The sequence below is a fragment of the Shewanella sp. SW32 genome, from assembly GCF_025653365.1.
Lineage (GTDB): Bacteria > Pseudomonadota > Gammaproteobacteria > Enterobacterales > Shewanellaceae > Shewanella > Shewanella oncorhynchi.
Genome location: NZ_JAKKSJ010000009.1, coordinates 14,776 through 31,434 on the forward strand (window position 1 = coordinate 14,776; position 16,659 = coordinate 31,434).

General features: G+C 45.0%; 15 protein-coding genes. 9 read left to right on the forward strand and 6 right to left on the reverse strand.

Annotation, left to right across the window (positions count from 1 at the left end; genetic code table 11):
- Positions 1-65 precede the first annotated feature (65 nt).
- Entirely contained in the window at positions 66-758 is a 693-nt protein-coding gene (gene pdsR / locus L5M28_RS06775; protein WP_006081337.1) for a proteobacterial dedicated sortase system response regulator, read from the reverse strand.
- Between the two features lie 258 nt (positions 759-1,016).
- On the opposite strand from pdsR, the gene pdsO reads away from it, so the two are divergent.
- From pdsO to L5M28_RS06790, 3 genes are all read left to right on the forward strand, one after another.
- Complete coding sequence (pdsO, locus tag L5M28_RS06780; protein ID WP_263163079.1) at positions 1,017-1,847, forward strand: sortase-associated OmpA-like protein PdsO; 831 nt, start codon at positions 1,017-1,019, stop codon at positions 1,845-1,847.
- A gap of 87 nt (positions 1,848-1,934) precedes the next feature.
- Positions 1,935-4,241, forward strand: a complete 2,307-nt coding sequence (locus L5M28_RS06785; RefSeq protein ID WP_263197018.1) for a marine proteobacterial sortase target protein — start codon at positions 1,935-1,937, stop codon at positions 4,239-4,241.
- A gap of 17 nt (positions 4,242-4,258) precedes the next feature.
- Positions 4,259-4,966 (forward strand): class GN sortase, encoded by a 708-nt coding sequence (locus L5M28_RS06790; protein ID WP_263197019.1) that lies wholly within the window; start codon positions 4,259-4,261, stop codon positions 4,964-4,966.
- A 105-nt stretch (positions 4,967-5,071) separates the two neighbouring features.
- Here the strand turns inward: L5M28_RS06790 and L5M28_RS06795 are convergent, their stop codons facing one another.
- Positions 5,072-6,097, reverse strand: a complete 1,026-nt coding sequence (locus L5M28_RS06795; protein ID WP_028760265.1) for a GGDEF domain-containing protein — start codon at positions 6,095-6,097, stop codon at positions 5,072-5,074.
- A 209-nt stretch (positions 6,098-6,306) separates the two neighbouring features.
- On the opposite strand from L5M28_RS06795, the gene L5M28_RS06800 reads away from it, so the two are divergent.
- Entirely contained in the window at positions 6,307-7,929 is a 1,623-nt protein-coding gene (locus L5M28_RS06800; protein ID WP_263197020.1) for a M28 family metallopeptidase, read from the forward strand.
- Between the two features lie 139 nt (positions 7,930-8,068).
- Here L5M28_RS06800 and L5M28_RS06805 read toward each other — a convergent pair whose 3' ends face one another.
- The 3 genes from L5M28_RS06805 to L5M28_RS06815 all read right to left on the reverse strand — a co-directional run bounded on the left by L5M28_RS06805 (position 8,069) and on the right by L5M28_RS06815 (position 10,783).
- Positions 8,069-8,932: a hypothetical protein gene (locus L5M28_RS06805; protein WP_212599818.1), complete on the reverse strand. Its 864-nt coding sequence runs from the start codon at positions 8,930-8,932 to the stop codon at positions 8,069-8,071.
- 379 nt (positions 8,933-9,311) lie between these two features.
- A complete protein-coding gene (locus L5M28_RS06810) occupies positions 9,312-10,313 on the reverse strand; it encodes a RimK family alpha-L-glutamate ligase (protein WP_263197022.1) in 1,002 nt (333 codons plus the stop codon).
- A gap of 20 nt (positions 10,314-10,333) precedes the next feature.
- Positions 10,334-10,783, reverse strand: coding sequence for a DUF413 domain-containing protein (locus L5M28_RS06815; protein ID WP_028760261.1), 450 nt, complete (start codon positions 10,781-10,783; stop codon positions 10,334-10,336).
- Positions 10,784-10,891: 108 nt separating this feature from the next.
- On the opposite strand from L5M28_RS06815, the gene hdfR reads away from it, so the two are divergent.
- Positions 10,892-11,761 (forward strand): HTH-type transcriptional regulator HdfR, encoded by an 870-nt coding sequence (hdfR, locus tag L5M28_RS06820; RefSeq protein ID WP_263197023.1) that lies wholly within the window; start codon positions 10,892-10,894, stop codon positions 11,759-11,761.
- A 10-nt stretch (positions 11,762-11,771) separates the two neighbouring features.
- Here hdfR and L5M28_RS06825 read toward each other — a convergent pair whose 3' ends face one another.
- Positions 11,772-12,143, reverse strand: coding sequence for a diacylglycerol kinase (locus tag L5M28_RS06825; RefSeq protein WP_028760259.1), 372 nt, complete (start codon positions 12,141-12,143; stop codon positions 11,772-11,774).
- A gap of 280 nt (positions 12,144-12,423) precedes the next feature.
- Here L5M28_RS06825 and L5M28_RS06830 point away from each other — a divergent pair, with 280 nt between their 5' ends.
- The 4 genes from L5M28_RS06830 to L5M28_RS06845 all read left to right on the forward strand — a co-directional run bounded on the left by L5M28_RS06830 (position 12,424) and on the right by L5M28_RS06845 (position 16,644).
- A complete protein-coding gene (locus L5M28_RS06830) occupies positions 12,424-13,353 on the forward strand; it encodes a DNA ligase (RefSeq protein ID WP_263197025.1) in 930 nt (309 codons plus the stop codon).
- Between the two features lie 75 nt (positions 13,354-13,428).
- A complete protein-coding gene (locus L5M28_RS06835) occupies positions 13,429-13,647 on the forward strand; it encodes a hypothetical protein (protein WP_263197027.1) in 219 nt (72 codons plus the stop codon).
- Between the two features lie 222 nt (positions 13,648-13,869).
- A complete protein-coding gene (locus tag L5M28_RS06840; protein WP_028760209.1) occupies positions 13,870-14,337 on the forward strand; it encodes a GNAT family N-acetyltransferase in 468 nt (155 codons plus the stop codon).
- A 990-nt stretch (positions 14,338-15,327) separates the two neighbouring features.
- On the forward strand, positions 15,328-16,644 hold the full coding sequence (locus L5M28_RS06845; protein ID WP_263202829.1) for a hypothetical protein: 1,317 nt from the start codon (positions 15,328-15,330) through the stop codon (positions 16,642-16,644).
- Positions 16,645-16,659 lie beyond the last annotated feature (15 nt).

A 16,659-nucleotide genomic window follows, 5' to 3' on the forward strand; every position in this document is an offset into this window, starting at 1 on the left:
AAAGTTCATTCATCCAAGGTTATCTGGTTCAACGCCGCGCGCTTAAAGGTTGGTTAAGCCATAGATCAGGCCAAGCTGTCCCAGCGATAACCCATACCATAGACAGTATCAATACAATCAAACTCTGGCGCGGTAGCGATAAACTTTTTGCGAATGCGTTTCACATGGGAGGTGATAGTGCTGTCATCGACAAAGATTTTAGCCTCTTGCATTAATTCATGGCGACTGCGTACATGGCCTGGATGTTTGGCTAACGCATGCACCATCCAAAATTCGGTCACAGTAAGCTCGATTGGTAACTGGTTCCAATAGACTTGCATGCGGTTGGCATCAATGGTCAGTGGGCCACGTTCGAGCAGGTTTTCCTGCGCTGTTTGGCTGGCCGCAAGTTCAGAGCGTCGAAATAATGCGGCTAAGCGTGCGGTTAAATGGGGGAAACTCACTTCTTTGCTCAAGTAATCATCGGCGCCTAAACGCAGGCCACACACAGTATCAAAGTCACTGTCACGGGCGGTTAAAAAGATGATCGGCAGCGTGCTCGACATGGCGCGCAATGACTGACATAGCATAAAGCCGCCGTCAATTTCATTACCTAAGCCGATGTCGATAATGGCTAAATCTGGTAAACGGGTATTAAAGGCTAGCATTGCCGATGGTCTGTCGGCGTAGGTTTGCACGCTGTAACCGTGTTGTTGCAGCACGTCCTTGTAATTCTCGCGAATGGCCGCTTCATCTTCCACTATGGCGATACGCTTCATAGAGCCGTATTCCTATTGACTTGGGGGAGTAAGTTTTCGTGACTATACAGGATTTTACCCGAGAAAAAAGGCCACAAATGCAATTGCCATTTTGTTGCCACAATTGATAGTTGTATTGCCATTTTCCATCCCTGCTCATGCCATTCCACTTGTGTTTAATAGCCCCATTCAGTTTTGTACCCGTTTGACCTGATGTGGTGTTGAGTGGATTGCTTCAGGTACGAGTCCAAGCTCAGCTAATAATCAAAAAGGAATGAGATGATGAAAAAGACACTAATTAATCTATTGGTTTTGAGTTTATTAAGCGCACCTGTAGCCAGTGTGTCGGCGCGGGTTTCACTGCAAAATCAAGTGATAGGACAAGACCTCACCCTAGAAAATGATGCCTATGCAAGCGGTATAGCGATGGATGACGAATACGCAAGCGAGGATGAACAACCCGAAGCCCTCATTGGCCTCGGTGGTGGAGCCTTAGTAGGGGCGTTAGTCGGTGGTCCAGTGGGGGCCATTATTGGTGCGTTCACAGGCACCTTAATTGGCAAATCGGTCAGCGATACAGACACATTGCATGTTCAGCAAAGACAGATCCATTTGCAAGAGTCCCAGTTATCCGAGTGGAGTGTAAAACAGCAAGCCGCCGAAAAACGGGCGAGCGAATATACCAAGGCGCAGCAAGAGCTTGATGAGTTGCTGTCAGCGCAACGTCAATTGCTCAGTGAACTTGCTTTGGGGCTTAGCGTACAGTTTCGTACCGGTTCCTCTGAGGTTGAATCGCATTTTTTGCCCCAATTAGATGATGTGGCTGAGGTGATGAATTTGTCACCAGAACTCAATCTTGAGCTGAAGGGTTATGCCGACCGCCGTGGTGATGAGAGTTACAACCAAGCCCTTTCTGAGCAGCGTCTACTGGAGGTGCGTGGCTACCTGATTAAGCAAGGCGTCACTGCCGAGCGTATGACCACTCAAGCCTTTGGTGCTTTATCGCCTTTGCAAGCCGACCAAGACAGAGAATCGGATGTGTTCGACCGCCGCGTGACATTAACACTACAGCCTCATTTGGCCTTGACGGCCAGGCATGCTGCTGACTAGCGGTCAATTTAAGTAGTCCATTTTACGTCGTTCATATTAACGACGACCAACATCAGTTCATATTTGTTAATAGAGGAAGCCTTTGTGATGATCACAGGGAAAAGGGTAAAAGAAGTGAGTGAAGCGGTAGCGGTATTGCTGATCAGCGCCGCCGTGTGTTGGGGTTTGCCCTTTGTGGCATTGGCTTCGTCGAATAGTACCGGCACATTGTCTGCGCCACAGAATATGGCTTCGGCATTGGTCGGGCAACATAACACAGAGTCACACATCATTAATTACGATGATATTACGCAGGGGCTGTTGCTTTATCGCCAGCCGAGCGGTGCTTGGGTGCCATCTTTGCCGCTCGATACACAAGTGTCGATGCAAGTCTCTGGCTTAAGTAATCGCGTGAGCGTGAAACAGGTTTTTCGCAACAACACTGAATTTGTGTTGAATGGGCAATATTTGTTCCCGCTGCCCAATGAGGCTGCGGTGGATTCGTTGCGATTACATATAGGCAAGAGAGTGATCGAAGGGCAAATTCATCCTAAGGCCGATGCCAAGCAGATTTTTGAGCAAGCGAAAGCTGAAGGCAAACGTGCCAGCTTAGTGAGCCAAGAGCGCCCTAATATGTTTACGACCGAAGTCGCAAACCTAGCACCTCAAGAGGAGCTGATTGTAGAAATCAGCTATCAGGAGACCATTAAATATGAAGATGGTTTGTTTAGTTTACGTTTTCCGCTGGTGGTCGCGCCCCGTTATATTCCGGGATTAACATCGGATTCAAGTGCTAGCGATTCACATGATCCTATGGCACAGGTGCGCCAATCAAGCCGAGTGACAAGTTCGCAGGTGTTTGATGCTGACCGGATTGTGGCACCTGTGCGGGACGGCGCCAGTGGACGCGATCCTGTGCTGAAGGCAGACATTCAAGTCTTACTTGCAAAGGGGGTTGATAAAGCGTCCATTGAGAGTCCTTACCATGACATCAAACTCAAGCAAGACAACAGCGGCGCGGTCGATGTATCGCTGGCGCAACGTGTGCCCGCTAATCGTGATTTTGTGCTGCAATGGCGAGTAAAGCAGGGCACGAGCCCAATGGCTTGGGTGTTTAATCAGCAAGGTAAAACCCATAAGCTCGATGGCGAAAATTTGTCTCAGGATACACTTGAGACAAGTAAAACTAGCGGCGTAAATGATGATAGTTACAGTCTCGTCATGGTGTTGCCTCCTAAGGTTGAAAAGAGTACTCAGCCGAGTTTGTCCCGTGAATTAATTTTAGTGATTGATACTTCGGGCTCTATGGCGGGGGATTCTATCGTTCAAGCTAAAAATGCACTGTTATACGCGTTAAAAGGACTGAAGCCGGAGGACCGTTTTAACATTATCGAATTTAACTCCAGTTTATCTCAGTTCTCAGCAGTACCATTACCGGCGACTTCGTCGAATTTGTCACGGGCCCGTCAATTTGTGAGCCGTTTACAGGCCGATGGTGGCACTGAAATGGCGTTAGCACTGGACGCTGCCTTGCCAAAATCCTTGGGCAGTGTATCGCTTGATGCAACGCAGCCTTTGCGCCAAGTGATCTTTATGACCGACGGCTCTGTGGGCAATGAACAAGCGTTATTTGATTTGATCCGCTATCAAATTGGTGAGAGTCGCCTATTTACTGTCGGCATAGGTTCGGCGCCTAATTCTCACTTTATGCAAAGGGCGGCTGAACTCGGTCGTGGCACTTTTACCTATATTGGCAAAGTGGATGAAGTCGATGAGAAGATCAGCGCCTTACTCAGCAAAATTCAATATCCAGTGTTAACCGATATTCAAGTGCGTTTTGATGATGGCAGTGTGCCCGATTATTGGCCATCACCGATTGCCGATCTGTACCGCGGTGAGCCAGTGCTCGTGAGTCTAAAGCGCAGCGCCCGTGAGCCACAGGAGTTAGTGATTTCAGGACGCCAAGGGCATCAAAACTGGCAACAGTCGCTCTCGCTGCAGGACAACTCCGCAGGATTGATGACCCATCAAGGTGCGGGTTTAGATTTGCTGTGGGCGCGTAAACAGATTGGTGCATTGGAGTTGAGTAAAAATGGTGCGAATGATGACAAGGTCAAACAGCAAGTGACGGCCTTATCGATGAATTATCACTTAGTCAGCGCCTATACCAGTTTAGTGGCGGTGGACTTAACCCCAATTGATTCAACTGCAATGAGCCGTGATGCCGTGGTTCGTCAGCACTTGCCCTTAGGTTGGCAACCTTTTGGAGCCTTGCCGCAAACCGCGACGTCAAGCCGTTTGGATATGTTATTAGGTGCGCTGACCTTGCTACTCGCATTGATTCTTACGGGATCGATTCTTCGACAAAGACGGGAAGAGAAGGCGGCCTTGGTGGCGCTTACCTGTGAACGATGAGCGACGAGTTAAGCGCGATGAGCAAACGCAGAACACAGCGATTTTTAGTGGTGGGATTATTTTTAATTGGCGCAACATTGTTAGGAAAGGGACTCTATATGCAAGCTAAAGCACACTTTGCCCAGTATTTGATTGAACAGGCGTGGACTAAAACCTTGGCTGATGGTCAATCCCATAAGCCTTGGTCATGGGCGGATACCTATCCCGTGGCAAAGCTGTCTATTCATCGTGAGCAAGTGGCGGCGAACAACAATATTGAAGCAGAGCTTAATGACAGTTTATATGTTCTTGCGGGGGCTTCTGGGCGAAATTTGGCCTTTGGTCCGAGTCTGGTGTTGTCCAGTGCGCCAGCGGGGCAAAAAGGCAATACTGTGATTGCCGGCCACAGGGACACGCATTTTGCGATACTTAATGGCATGGCGGTGGGGCGTCGATTATCGTTACAAACGCTTAAAGGCAATCACATTATTTATGAAGTGGTGGCGACTCAGGTCGTAAATGAAACCGAAACTCAATTTATGGCGCCATCCGATGATAATCGCTTAACGTTAATTACGTGTTATCCCTTCGATTCACTTCAAGGTGGTGCTGAACTGCGGTTTGTGGTGCAGGCGATACCCGTCGAAAATGAGTCGATGGAAACACACGGTACGAATGTATCCGTTTCAATAGGGAGTGGCGTGCAAGGGAATATTGGAACTGTTTCTCGCAGTTTCAAACATTAATCTGAAATCTCATTTAAATCCTTCATGTAGCTTTCAAAAAAATGCTCCTTTGTTAATCATCTTAGCCTGAAGCTGAATTATCGGCTTCAGGCTAAGTTATAACCATCAGTTACTGATAGGCAGCACACGATTTCGTCCTAAGCGTTTGGCTTCATAAAGTAATTTGTCTGCTGCTTCAATCAATTGCATACCCGTTTGTTTTTCTTGCCATTGGGCGACGCCAAAGGAAGCACTGATATTATTGATGCGTTCGTCTTTGCGTCTGTCTTTTAAACTGAGTTTTTCGAGTCCACGGCGCATAGCTTCGGCCAGTTGCCTTGCGATACGTAGCTGACTTTTAGGGACAATAATCGCAAATTCTTCACCGCCAAAACGATACAGTTTCGTGCCATCGCGGCAGGATTCCTGTAGTCGTTTCGCCACGGCGCGTAACACTTGGTCGCCGAGCTGGTGGCCATAGGTGTCGTTAAACACTTTAAAATGGTCGATATCGGCCAAGATCACACAAGTGCCTAAGGGGGCTTGGGCTATCATTCCAGCAAAATCAGTGTCAAAGGCGCGGCGATTAAAGCAGCCCGTCAGTGCATCGTAGAGAACGTCTTTTTCTGTTTGTTCAAGTTTTTTCTTTAGTGCGTCTATTTCGGTTTGAGCCTTCTGCAGCTGACCGGTAAAGAACTCTGTGCTCGAGCGAATATTGTCCGACTCTTTCACTAAGCTGCGGACCAGATCGAGTACTTGTTCGACGCTAAAGCCTTCGTCTTCGATGCGATTGAGCTTTTCAAAATTACTTTCGATACGTGACTGGAAGTCATTGGCATCTAGATTGGTATCTTTGAGTGATTGGGAAAGCTCAGTCACCATAGCATCCAGATTTTGGCGCATTTCTCTGACATCGAGTTCAACTGGGTCGGCAACATATTGGCGATACAAGATTTCGCTACTGACAGGAGGGCAAGTATTGTATTGGGCAATAACAGTATCGAGTTGTTGATTTAATTCGGGATTTTGTTCACCAACATAAGTGTACCAAAGCGCATAGTTAACGGGGGTGGTCGGAATTTTATGTTTGAGCATCAGAGGCACTGCTTTTTTGAGGTTCAGTGCAGCGGCTTGTAATAACTCTAGCGACATATTGTTACCTTACTCAATGAAAATACACGGATATTTTAAAATTTCGCTATTTTTTATTCTGTTGCAGTCAGGTTTAGGTCAACGACAAGAATATCGGTCAGATGGAGACATGATTACCGTTTACTCTTGGATGCAGCGACTCCGTTTGCGCTAAGACTTCCATCATAAATTAAAGATGATATGGTAAAGTCTATCCTTAAAACCAAATAATGATAATAACTTGGGAGAAAGTTGTGAAAAATTTAATCATAACCACAAGTCTGTTGGCCACTATCTCATTACCTGTTTTTGCTGAAACGGCATTTGTGAAAAGTCTCGATCTCGTGCAATACCGAACCGATGTTAAAACCTTAGCGAGCGATGCTTTTGGGGGACGCGCGCCCTTATCTGAAGGAGAGACGTTAACTTTAGACTATTTAGTGACAGCATTTAAAGATATGGGTCTCAAACCCGGATTTGGCGATAGCTATTTACAGGCGGTTCCTTTGGCGCAAATTAGTGCCGATCAAAACATGCAGCTTGATATCGGCGGACTTAAATTTGCTAATGGCAGTGAATTTACCGCGAGAACCCAAAGAATCGCTGACACCGTGAGCCTGAATAAAAGCGATGTGGTATTTGTTGGCTATGGTATCAATGCACCCGAATATGGCTGGAATGATTATCAAGGGTTAGATGTAAAAGGCAAAACGGTCATCGTACTCGTGAATGACCCCGGCTTTGCGACCCAAGATCCAACAATATTTAAAGGCAATGCTATGACCTATTATGGTCGCTGGACTTATAAATATGAGGAAGCGGCGCGTCAAGGCGCTGAGGCCGTGTTTATTGTTCACGAAACAGCGCCTGCCGCCTATGGCTGGGGTGTGGTGCAAAACTCCAACACAGGGACTAAGTTTACTCTGGTCGATGCCAATAATAACCAAGGTCAAGTGGGCGTGATGGGCTGGGTTCAGCACGAAACCGCACAAAAAATCTTTGCCAAAGCGGGATTGGATTTTGATACCTTAAAACAGCAAGCAGCCAAGCCAAACTTTAAGGCTATCCCACTTAAGCTGAGCGCGCAGCTCACGTTAAACAATAAAATTGAACGCGCCGAGTCCCATAACGTCGCGGCTTTACTGCCCGGTAAAACGCGCCCCGAGGAAGTGGTGATGATGCATGCCCATTGGGATCACCTTGGCACTGTGATTGAAGACGGTAAGTCAGAGATTTTAAACGGAGCTGTCGATAATGCCAGCGGTGTGGCGGGGGTTTTAGCGTTAGCGCGTTACTTCAAACAGCAAGCTAGCACGGCGCCACTGGATCGCTCGGTGCTCTTCAGTGCCTTTACTGCAGAAGAAACGGGTCTGATTGGTGCACTGCATTTTGCTCAGCATCCCAGTGTGCCAACCAAAAATATCGTCGCCTTTTTAAATATCGATGGCATGAATGTAAATAAAGGCGTGGATTACATTTTGCGCTATGGGGAAGGGGTATCTGAGTTGGAGCAATACTTAGATAAAGCCGCCAAAGCCCAAGACCGTTCGGTAAAAGCGGATCCAAGACCACAGAATGGATTGATGTTTAGATCAGACCATTTTGCGCTGGCCCAGCAAGGTGTACCAGGATTGCTATTTATGAGTCTTGGGGATACAGATCCTGACTATATTGCGCATAAATATCACCAAGGAGCCGATGATTATGATCCAAATTGGACGTTGGAGGGCGTGAGTCAAGACCTAGACTTGATCGCCAGTATGATAACCACCTTAGCGAATGGTTCAGATTGGCCCCATTGGCTTGAATCATCAGACTTTAAAGCCAAACGTGAGCAGGATGGCCGTAAATAGGTTTAATGGGTTGGATCATGAGGGCGTCCAGTAGGCGCCCTTATTTTTTAGCACTAATTTGGGCTAGGGTTTGGGCAACGGTTTGAGCGAGAAGTGGTGTTTAATACAATATGGGAAGAGATTTTTTATAGAATTAAAATTAAAAGGAATAACTGATAGAAAGCATAGGGCCAATAAAATTGTAATAGATGTTGTAATCGGCGATTTGAGTATCTTTATTCGGCGAATTTTGGGCGATATCAACGTCAACTTTATAGTAGTTATAGGCCACGCTCATTCGCCAGTTTGGGGTGATTTGTGCATTAACCCCCACTTTAATATCAACCAGTTCGCCTTTGACATCATTGAGTTTGATGTAAAAATACTGTGCATGGCTGGTGATTTGCCAACCGGGAACAAATTCATACTGACCATATATGCCAATGTCGGGCAGTGGCGCAGTGACATTTTCGTCAACAATGCGCGGAATTGCTTGGCTACCGCAGACATTATTGAGTAATTCCGATGAAGCGCAAACACCAATCACCCCTTCAAAACCTGTCTTGATAAACATAGTATGTAAACCAAGTGATAGACCGACATCATAGTTACTGCCTTGAAATACATCATAGCCATAGCCGAAGCGCAGTACATCAATGTTTAAGGTTGAATTTAGATTACCGCCTGCTTTGATATCGTAAATGGTGTCGTTAATCTCGAGCTGGAAGGGTTTGGTTAAGGCTTGGGTTTCGGCGTTACGATGAAGCTGTTTCCAGTCTAGGTAGATATTGTGCCGTTCGTTAAAGTGATAATTTAACTCGATAAAGGGTAAAAATTCGTTTTCTGCAAGTTGTAGATCGGACTCATAATCTAAGGTGAAATTATTACCCGAAACAGGGTTAGTGACTTCCATATTGGTGTCTGATTGCGAATAAAAGCCGCCTAACTGAATAGTAAAATCATCGGCTTGCACTTGAGTGCTGAGCAGTGACGCTATGATTAGGGGTAATAGGCGTATCGACATGTTAAGGAGTGACTCCTGCATTATTCTTATTATGTTTAGCGATAAGGTCAGAATTTAGTGCCATAAAAAAACAACATTTGGAGTTTAACAGCAAATTTTTCAATGTGAACAAAATGTTTTAAAAAATGCAAAAAATTGTGATTCAAAACAAAAGTAGGGTTGGTTCTCGTGAGGTTGAATGAAATTTGAGTGAGCGATCACATCAATTGTGGATTGAAAGACTAAGGGTAAGTGTTTCCTTCCTGAACGGCTTTAGGATTGTTGCGTTGTTGATGGGGCGAGATACAAATGGATATAGACACAAACATGGTGGAGAATCATCGATATTGAGAATATCTAGCGGTACGATCCCGCTAGATATTGATATGTCCTAGTACTTCTATTTCGCCTCGATAGAGGACGATAGAGGTGACGGGGTAGAAGTCTCAGCCTCTACGCTATCAGTCACGATTTTTGGGCTACTTGGTTCATCTTTATTAAACATGCCTAAACGGATGCGAATAAAATGCAAAATTTGCGCGGCAATATCCACATTCAAACAGGACTCTAAGCCCTCAAACCCTGGAGATGAGTTAGCCTCACAAATTTTGTAATGGCCGTTATCAAACAATAAATCGATACCTGCAACATCAAGATCGAGGATATTGGCTGTTTGGGTGGCAAGCCATTCAATTTCAGGAGTGATCTGAAATGGACGCGCTGAACCACCGGCACTGACATTGGCTTTGAAGCTGTCTTCTTGACCACGTCTTTCATAGCAACCCGCCACACGACCACCAATAGTGAATACGCGTAGATCGCGCCCATGACTGTTAGCGATAAACTCTTGCAGAATGATGTTAGCGTTTTTATTGGTCGCTTCAATCAACTGCATTAAATCGTCAAATTCACGCGCCTTATGGGATAAAAACACACCACTGCCCTGTGAGCCTGAAAGTGTTTTTATCACCACAGGAAAACCGAGATGGCGTTCTACGAGGGCGATATCGACGGGGAATTTAACCAACATGGTTTTAGGCGTAGGCAGATTCTTCTCGGCCAACAATTGTTGGGAGAATAACTTGTCTTTAACGATTTCAATGGCTTTAGATGGATTGAGGCAATATACCCCTAATCTTTCTAAGTGACGAATAATGGCTAAAGCAAAGTAGGTTGTGCCTGAGCCCATTCGCGGAATGATAAAATCGGGCAGCTCGACGGCTTGCCCATTCAATAAAATACTCTTGTTATCTTCTCTGGTGACAGTCAGATCAAATTCATCAGGTGCGTAAACTTCCAACTCTATGTTATCGGCTTTTGCTGCCGCCAGTAGACGCTCAATTTCATACCATTCAGGTTTTAGCTGAGTCGCGGTTTCTTTATATAAAATCCAACCACGCATTTAGTAGCAAACCTTAATCTTCATTCTTTATCCTCGGGTTCAGGTTCATCCTGAACATCATCTTCAATATCAAATACAGCCTCAGCCTCTATTTCTATCTCGGGCTTGGTTGCAGGCAAATGCACTGTACCAACCACGGCATAAAAGGGTTTCCCCATGGCGAGCCTGCGATACTTTACCCAGATCTGCTCTAACAAGCTACTGGGGGCGATATTTCCTTTGGCGACTTCCACAAATTGGGCTTCATCAGAGGTGCAAGGCAGCGTTTTTCCTTCCGCTAAATTCTTCATCGCATGACCATGCAATTCAAGGAGTTCAGCTTCTTTATTGGTAAAATCACCGCTTCGCTTAAAGCCTTTGGGGAAATTAGCATCATCGTAGAAACGTTTTTGAGAGACAAAACTGGCAGCAACTGAGCCGTTAAACGTCTCAGAACCCTTGTTAGCGTTAAAAAAAGACTGTTCAGACATGGCAGATACCCTCTAGTTTTTGATATACAAAGATTTGCAACTGGAGTATTGGCTAGTATTATTGATTTATAAATCAAAAAAATTTGCCTATGTTGGTCAAGAATTTTTATGGATACCGATTTACTAAAAACCTTTCTCGAAGTCTCCCGTACTCGCCATTTTGGTAAAGCGGCTGAGAATCTTTATCTCACCCGAAGCGCTGTGAGCTTTAGGGTGAAACAGCTTGAGAGCATTTTGGGTGTCGCCTTATTTGAACGGCAACGTAATAATATTCAGCCCACGCCAGCAGGCGAACGTATGCTTGGCCATGCCGAGGCGGTGTTAACAGCATGGGAGCGGGCTAAGCAAGATGTTTCCCTCAGCCAGTTACAGACAACGCAGCTTGCCATCGGTGCAGGGCCGAATATTTGGGACGCTTACTTGCAAGGTTATTTACAGGGACTGCATGTCGGTTTACCCGGCGTGGCGTTGCGCACGGAAGTACTACCTGCGAATGCAATGACGCGTCAGCTAATGGACCGTACCCTCGATATTGCGATTTCATTCGATCCGCCAAAGCTTGATCAATTTGAGATAGTACAACTGGGGCAAATTAATTTGTTGTTGGTGTCGAGCTTAAAAGGTCAAACGGTAAAAGCGGTTGTGCCGGGGCAATATGTAAAAGTCGATTGGGGGACGGCGTTCAATATTGTTCACGCGCAGGAATATGCCTCACTGCCTGTGCCAACGCTGCACACGAGTTCAGCACGTATTGCGTTAGATTTCATCTTGAATAATGGCGGCTGCGCATTTTTACCTGAGCATCTAGTGCAACATGCATTGCGCGGCGGCGAATTGCATCTCGTCAGCGGCGCGAATGCCATTTCACGAAATGTGTATCTTGCGTATTGGGCTGAGAATGACCGCTTAGCCCAGATCAAACAAGCCATCGACTTTTTAAGGGACGATGGCTCAATGGTTGCTCATGCGACGGTTTAGAGACTAAGAATTAAAGCACTAGCGGTGTTAATACAACCAGCCAAGTTAATCCACAAAGCGCAAGACTCATAAAGACGGCAGCCGAGGCAATGTCCTTGGCTTGGCCACTTAACGGGTGTATTTCACTGCCGACACGGTCAACCACAGCTTCAATTGCCGAGTTTAATAGCTCAACAATCAACACGATAAACAACGTGAAAATCAGCATAAGGCGTTCAATAGTGCTGATATCAACCCATAAGGCTACGGGTAACATGACTATCGTCAAGATTAATTCCTGTCTGAAGGCGGCTTCGTGGATCCAAGCGGCCTTTAGGCCCTTCATCGAAAATCCCGTCGCTCTGAATATGCGCTTAATACCGTGATTATTGGCTGGTTTCATAGTGTTTCCAATTGACGTTAGCGACAAAGCGCTGAGGTTCTGCTCATTCAAAACAGGGGGGAATAAACCCTACTGTTGTCTTTGTTAACATTTGACTGAGTCATAAATTTGGCCGCAGTATAGCCTGAGATGAAAAGTGCATAAACAATTAACTGAGCAAATTTGATCATCAACATTCGTTGTTAACTTAGGGAGTTAGTGACTTTTGCGGTTATTTTAGTGCAACTTTAGCCGTGCGGCCTAAGCTTGATGAAGGATATATTGCAGCGTGGGCAAGGGAATGACTCATACAAACCCGTTACGAAATTTAACATTTAATCATTTCATCCGTTTTAGTGCTTTTAAGCTCAGCTTGCTCATACTTTGCGGTTTAGCTCTTTCGGTTAACGCACAAACCTCACCACCTGCGATACAACTTGCTACCGAGTTTGATGCGACTCGAACTTCGCAAGATATTAATATTCAAAATTTTTTGATTAGTGAGAAACTCGACGGGGTTCGAGGTTACTGGAATGGCAAGGAATTATTCACTCGGCAGGGAAATGCCATCGCTACACCTATTTGGTTTACTGTAAATTTTCCGAATTATCCTCTCGATGGTGAATTATGGCTTGGGCGGGGCCAGTTTGAAGCGATGTCGAGTTTAGTTCGACAAGCCTCAGCGAAGGATGATGATTGGCGCAAAGTGCGATTTATGGTGTTCGATGTCCCTAAGGCGAGTGGCGACTTTCAGCATCGCTATCAATTTGCGCTGACTGAACTGAGTGGCAAATCGAATTATCTTGAAGTCATAGTGCAGTTCCAAGTAGAAAGCCTTGAAGCCCTGTATCAAAAACTCGATGCCTTAGTTGCAAAAGGCGCCGAAGGCTTGATGCTGCATCGCAGTTCTGCGACTTATATCAGTGGCCGCAATCCTCATTTGATGAAGCTAAAACCTTATTATGATGCTGAAGCTACTGTTATCGCTTATATCCCTGGTAAAGGTCAATTTGCAGGGCAGATGGGCGCATTAAAAGTGCAAACCCCAGACGGCCGAATTTTTAGTATTGGCACAGGTTTTAGTCTCTCTGAGCGCCAACATCCCCCCGCAGTGGGCACTATCATTACCTATAAATATCTTGGTCTTACTGTCAATGGCTTACCCAGATTTGCCAGTTTCCTGCGGGCACGCAGTGATGTCGAGCCAAGTAATAAACCCACCGCAAAGTAAACATCATCATAACGTTATTCATAGATATAACTTTGCTTGCTGTTTATTAAGCCTGCCGCGAGGTGTGCTAATACTGTGGACAACAGCGATGGCCGAGTCGTGTTTGCACCGAGCGCTAATCGAACTCTTGTTCAAGCATCTGGATTGCATAACTTTGATGTAGGCTGTAGTGCTGATGACAATCGCGATTTTGTAAGGGATAAGGATAACAAACTGATGTTTCACCTGTGGCGGTTTGACAATGTGAAGCCACTGCCAAGATTAATTGAGGATGTGAAAGTTGAAAAACGGTAACCCGTTACGGGCGAGTTTGACTGTGCTCCATCAATGGAGGGGGGATTAAATTAGCAACATAGTATTTTAAGTGAGATTATCGGGACATCAACCAAAGTCAGTGGAAATCGCAGTATAGTTTGACTACAAACATCAATGGTTGTGGGCTGCTTGCCTTGCAAGGTTAAGTTGGTAAGATGTTGTTCATAAAGAAAATCAAATCGTTGTACATCTAGGACATATATGGAAATTTCATTACTTGCCGATAATCCCTCTGCGATAGACACGGTAGCTAGTTGGTATTTCAACGAATGGTGCCAAGACAATGGTAGTTATACCAAGGAGGAAGTCGTTGAAAAAGTCTCTGCATCAATAAATCGAGATACCGCGCCTATTCTGATCATTGGAAAAGTAAATGGTGTTCTTGCTGGCTCAGCAGAGCTAAAAATTCGAGAAATGGACATTTACCCAGAATTTGAATTTTGGCTTGGTGGTGTTTACGTCACTCAGCAGGCTAGGGGACAGGGTGTCGCCTCAAAACTTGTGAAAGAGATAATATCGCTAGCACATAAAATAGGCGTGAAAAAATTATATCTTCAAACAGAAGATTTAACTGGAGGTTTGTACTTACATCATGGGTTTAAGCCTATAGAACAAGTGAATTATAAAGGTATAAATGTATTGGTTATGGGCACAAACATCGGTGAATAACAAGTTTGTGAAGGTACTCTGCGGCTCAATTGTGGGAAGCAAGTGGAACGATATGATCATATTTCACAGGACTACCTAAGTAGGTCAAAGCATCCCCAAATGGCATCATTTTTAATCTTAGAGTTTTCGTCAGTACAAGAAAATAGATTTCCTGTTTCAACAGTAAGAACAAGTTGTGTTCTGTTTCAGTCAAAGTGTTTATAAAGTCATTAGCAAGGCCATATAATCAGATGCTGAGTGACTCTTTACAGAATCTAATGATGAAAATGAGTCGAAATCTTCCAAACTTTGACAGTTATTGTTGAATCAATGGCTACCAAATAAGAATAGGCCGCGCGTAGTTGCGACCGATTTTACGATCGCTTAGTTAGTTCCTGTCCACGCTTGGTCCTCGCAGACTTCAGATCAATGTTGAACTCTTGATATCACATTATGCTTTTTACCGCTGTTATCGTCGTGTCGTGCGGCGAGCTTTTTTACAAATAAAATAAACCTCCTGCCTCACGCTTGACAATAAGTGAAACGTAAACAATCTTTTAACATAGAATATTTTCAGAAGGTTACTTTTCTTTCTGCAGAATAGAATTATTTTCACTACGGGAACACAGGAGTGTTTAACCCTTCCACTGAGATAACTAGGTTTCATTTGAGGTGATCATCAATGAATAATCTAGACTCAAGGTATCGTGATAAAACGCAATCATGAAAAGGAATTTCAATGAAAGACGTTAATATTTATCCGTATCAATCAATCTGTTCAGACTGGCTCAGTAAGCCAGAGACTGCGATCAAAACAGCAAACTTCAATTTTAATATCGAAACCCATTTATTTGGATTTGGTTGAGGTCAAGTCTTGTACGCTATTTGTATCGTGCCATCACGCCTGCAGTGGCGGGTGTTGTGAAAGCCCTGATTTTAAGTCGTTAAAGAAAGTGGAGTTGTAACGTTTTAAGCATTGAATAAGTCCCAATAACAAGGAGAGTTAATTTCATGTCTATCAAATCTTTTCGCTATAGTGCGTTGTTCTTGTGTATGAGTGCGACCGTGCAAGCGGAATCGCCAGCCGTTACCAAAGCCGCCGCAAGTTTACCAACCTTAAGCCCGGTTATACCATTGGAAATCGCTGCAAAACCGCCTTTCTCTCTTGAGAGTTTGCAACATGATTTTGATGATTTTTCTTGGCAATCCTTTATTGCACTTAACTGGCCAGCAAATGCCGATGGCACACCCAATACTATGTCTACCATTGGGCAAAAAACTAACCAGCCAGTCGTGTGGCTGCATTGGAAGGAAAGCCGGGAGATTTTTTTACCCGATGGCGTAAAACCACCTGGGTGGGATCAGTCCAATAATGTGCCGGATGTTTGCAAAAGTATTGATCCAAAGTCCATTCCTGAAGGGACTATTTATTTAACGCAAGTAGGGAAGACCCCGAATGTGTTGGATGAAAGTGGTGAACCTTTTACAACGGGTCCATTGATTGATCAAAACGGGCTTTATACCCGTTATGAAATATTAACCAATGAAACCATGTTCAATTTTATTTTGGACAATAACCTCTACAGTAAAAAAGGTCAGAAACAGTTTAATGCCGATGTCGACTTTACCGCGAGCGACAGTAAAACCGGGCAGGTAGGTTCTATCATGCTTAAAGCCTCATGGATAAAAATGGGCGGCAAGTTTGATTCGACGAATTACTATACAACTTACGCGCTTGTTTATAACAATCCCGAAGAGCAACACGGGGTCAAGCCCGCGTGTGCGCTTGAACAAGTCGGTCTAGTGGGGTTTCATATTGCTCACAAAACCGCAGACGAACCACAATGGATTTGGTCTACCTTTGAGCATGTCGCTAACGCGCCAACCCAAGGTGAGTCAGCATCATTGTCGGCATATAATTTTTACGATGCTAAATGTACTGACTGCAAAGTGAATGAACCCCCTGCACGCCCGTGGGATCCGGCAAACCCGCACACTAAACCAACTCAAGTGGAACGCGTTATTCCTATCACAGCCGACGCTAAAGCCTTAAATGCTAGTTATCACGCAGCACTCGACGCTGTAGTGCCGGGATCGGTATGGAAGAACTACGAATTGATCAGTACGCAATGGCCTACCGATGCCAAAAATCCCACCGATCCAACGGGCGTGCCTGCTCCCTCATTTTTAGCGAACACCACGCTCGAAACTTATATCCAAGGTTCGGTAAAGCAAACATCAAGCAGCTGTATGGCTTGTCACAATAATGCGGCAACCACTAACGGTAATTTTGCTGATTTCACTTACTTGCTGCAACGCGCGCAATAATTTACGAAAGGAACT

Bases quoted from the DNA above. Each gene is read 5' to 3' on its own strand.
- pdsR (WP_006081337.1), bottom strand. From the start codon at position 758: ATGAAGCGTATCGCCATAGTGGAAGATGAAGCGGCCATTCGCGAGAAT.
- pdsO (WP_263163079.1), top strand. From the start codon at position 1,017: ATGATGAAAAAGACACTAATTAATCTATTGGTTTTGAGTTTATTAAGC.
- L5M28_RS06785 (WP_263197018.1), top strand. From the start codon at position 1,935: ATGATCACAGGGAAAAGGGTAAAAGAAGTGAGTGAAGCGGTAGCGGTA.
- L5M28_RS06790 (WP_263197019.1), top strand. From the start codon at position 4,259: ATGAGCAAACGCAGAACACAGCGATTTTTAGTGGTGGGATTATTTTTA.
- L5M28_RS06795 (WP_028760265.1), bottom strand. From the start codon at position 6,097: ATGTCGCTAGAGTTATTACAAGCCGCTGCACTGAACCTCAAAAAAGCA.
- L5M28_RS06800 (WP_263197020.1), top strand. From the start codon at position 6,307: ATGATAATAACTTGGGAGAAAGTTGTGAAAAATTTAATCATAACCACA.
- L5M28_RS06805 (WP_212599818.1), bottom strand. From the start codon at position 8,932: ATGTCGATACGCCTATTACCCCTAATCATAGCGTCACTGCTCAGCACT.
- L5M28_RS06810 (WP_263197022.1), bottom strand. From the start codon at position 10,313: ATGCGTGGTTGGATTTTATATAAAGAAACCGCGACTCAGCTAAAACCT.
- L5M28_RS06815 (WP_028760261.1), bottom strand. From the start codon at position 10,783: ATGTCTGAACAGTCTTTTTTTAACGCTAACAAGGGTTCTGAGACGTTT.
- hdfR (WP_263197023.1), top strand. From the start codon at position 10,892: ATGGATACCGATTTACTAAAAACCTTTCTCGAAGTCTCCCGTACTCGC.
- L5M28_RS06825 (WP_028760259.1), bottom strand. From the start codon at position 12,143: ATGAAACCAGCCAATAATCACGGTATTAAGCGCATATTCAGAGCGACG.
- L5M28_RS06830 (WP_263197025.1), top strand. From the start codon at position 12,424: ATGACTCATACAAACCCGTTACGAAATTTAACATTTAATCATTTCATC.
- L5M28_RS06840 (WP_028760209.1), top strand. From the start codon at position 13,870: ATGGAAATTTCATTACTTGCCGATAATCCCTCTGCGATAGACACGGTA.
- L5M28_RS06845 (WP_263202829.1), top strand. From the start codon at position 15,328: ATGTCTATCAAATCTTTTCGCTATAGTGCGTTGTTCTTGTGTATGAGT.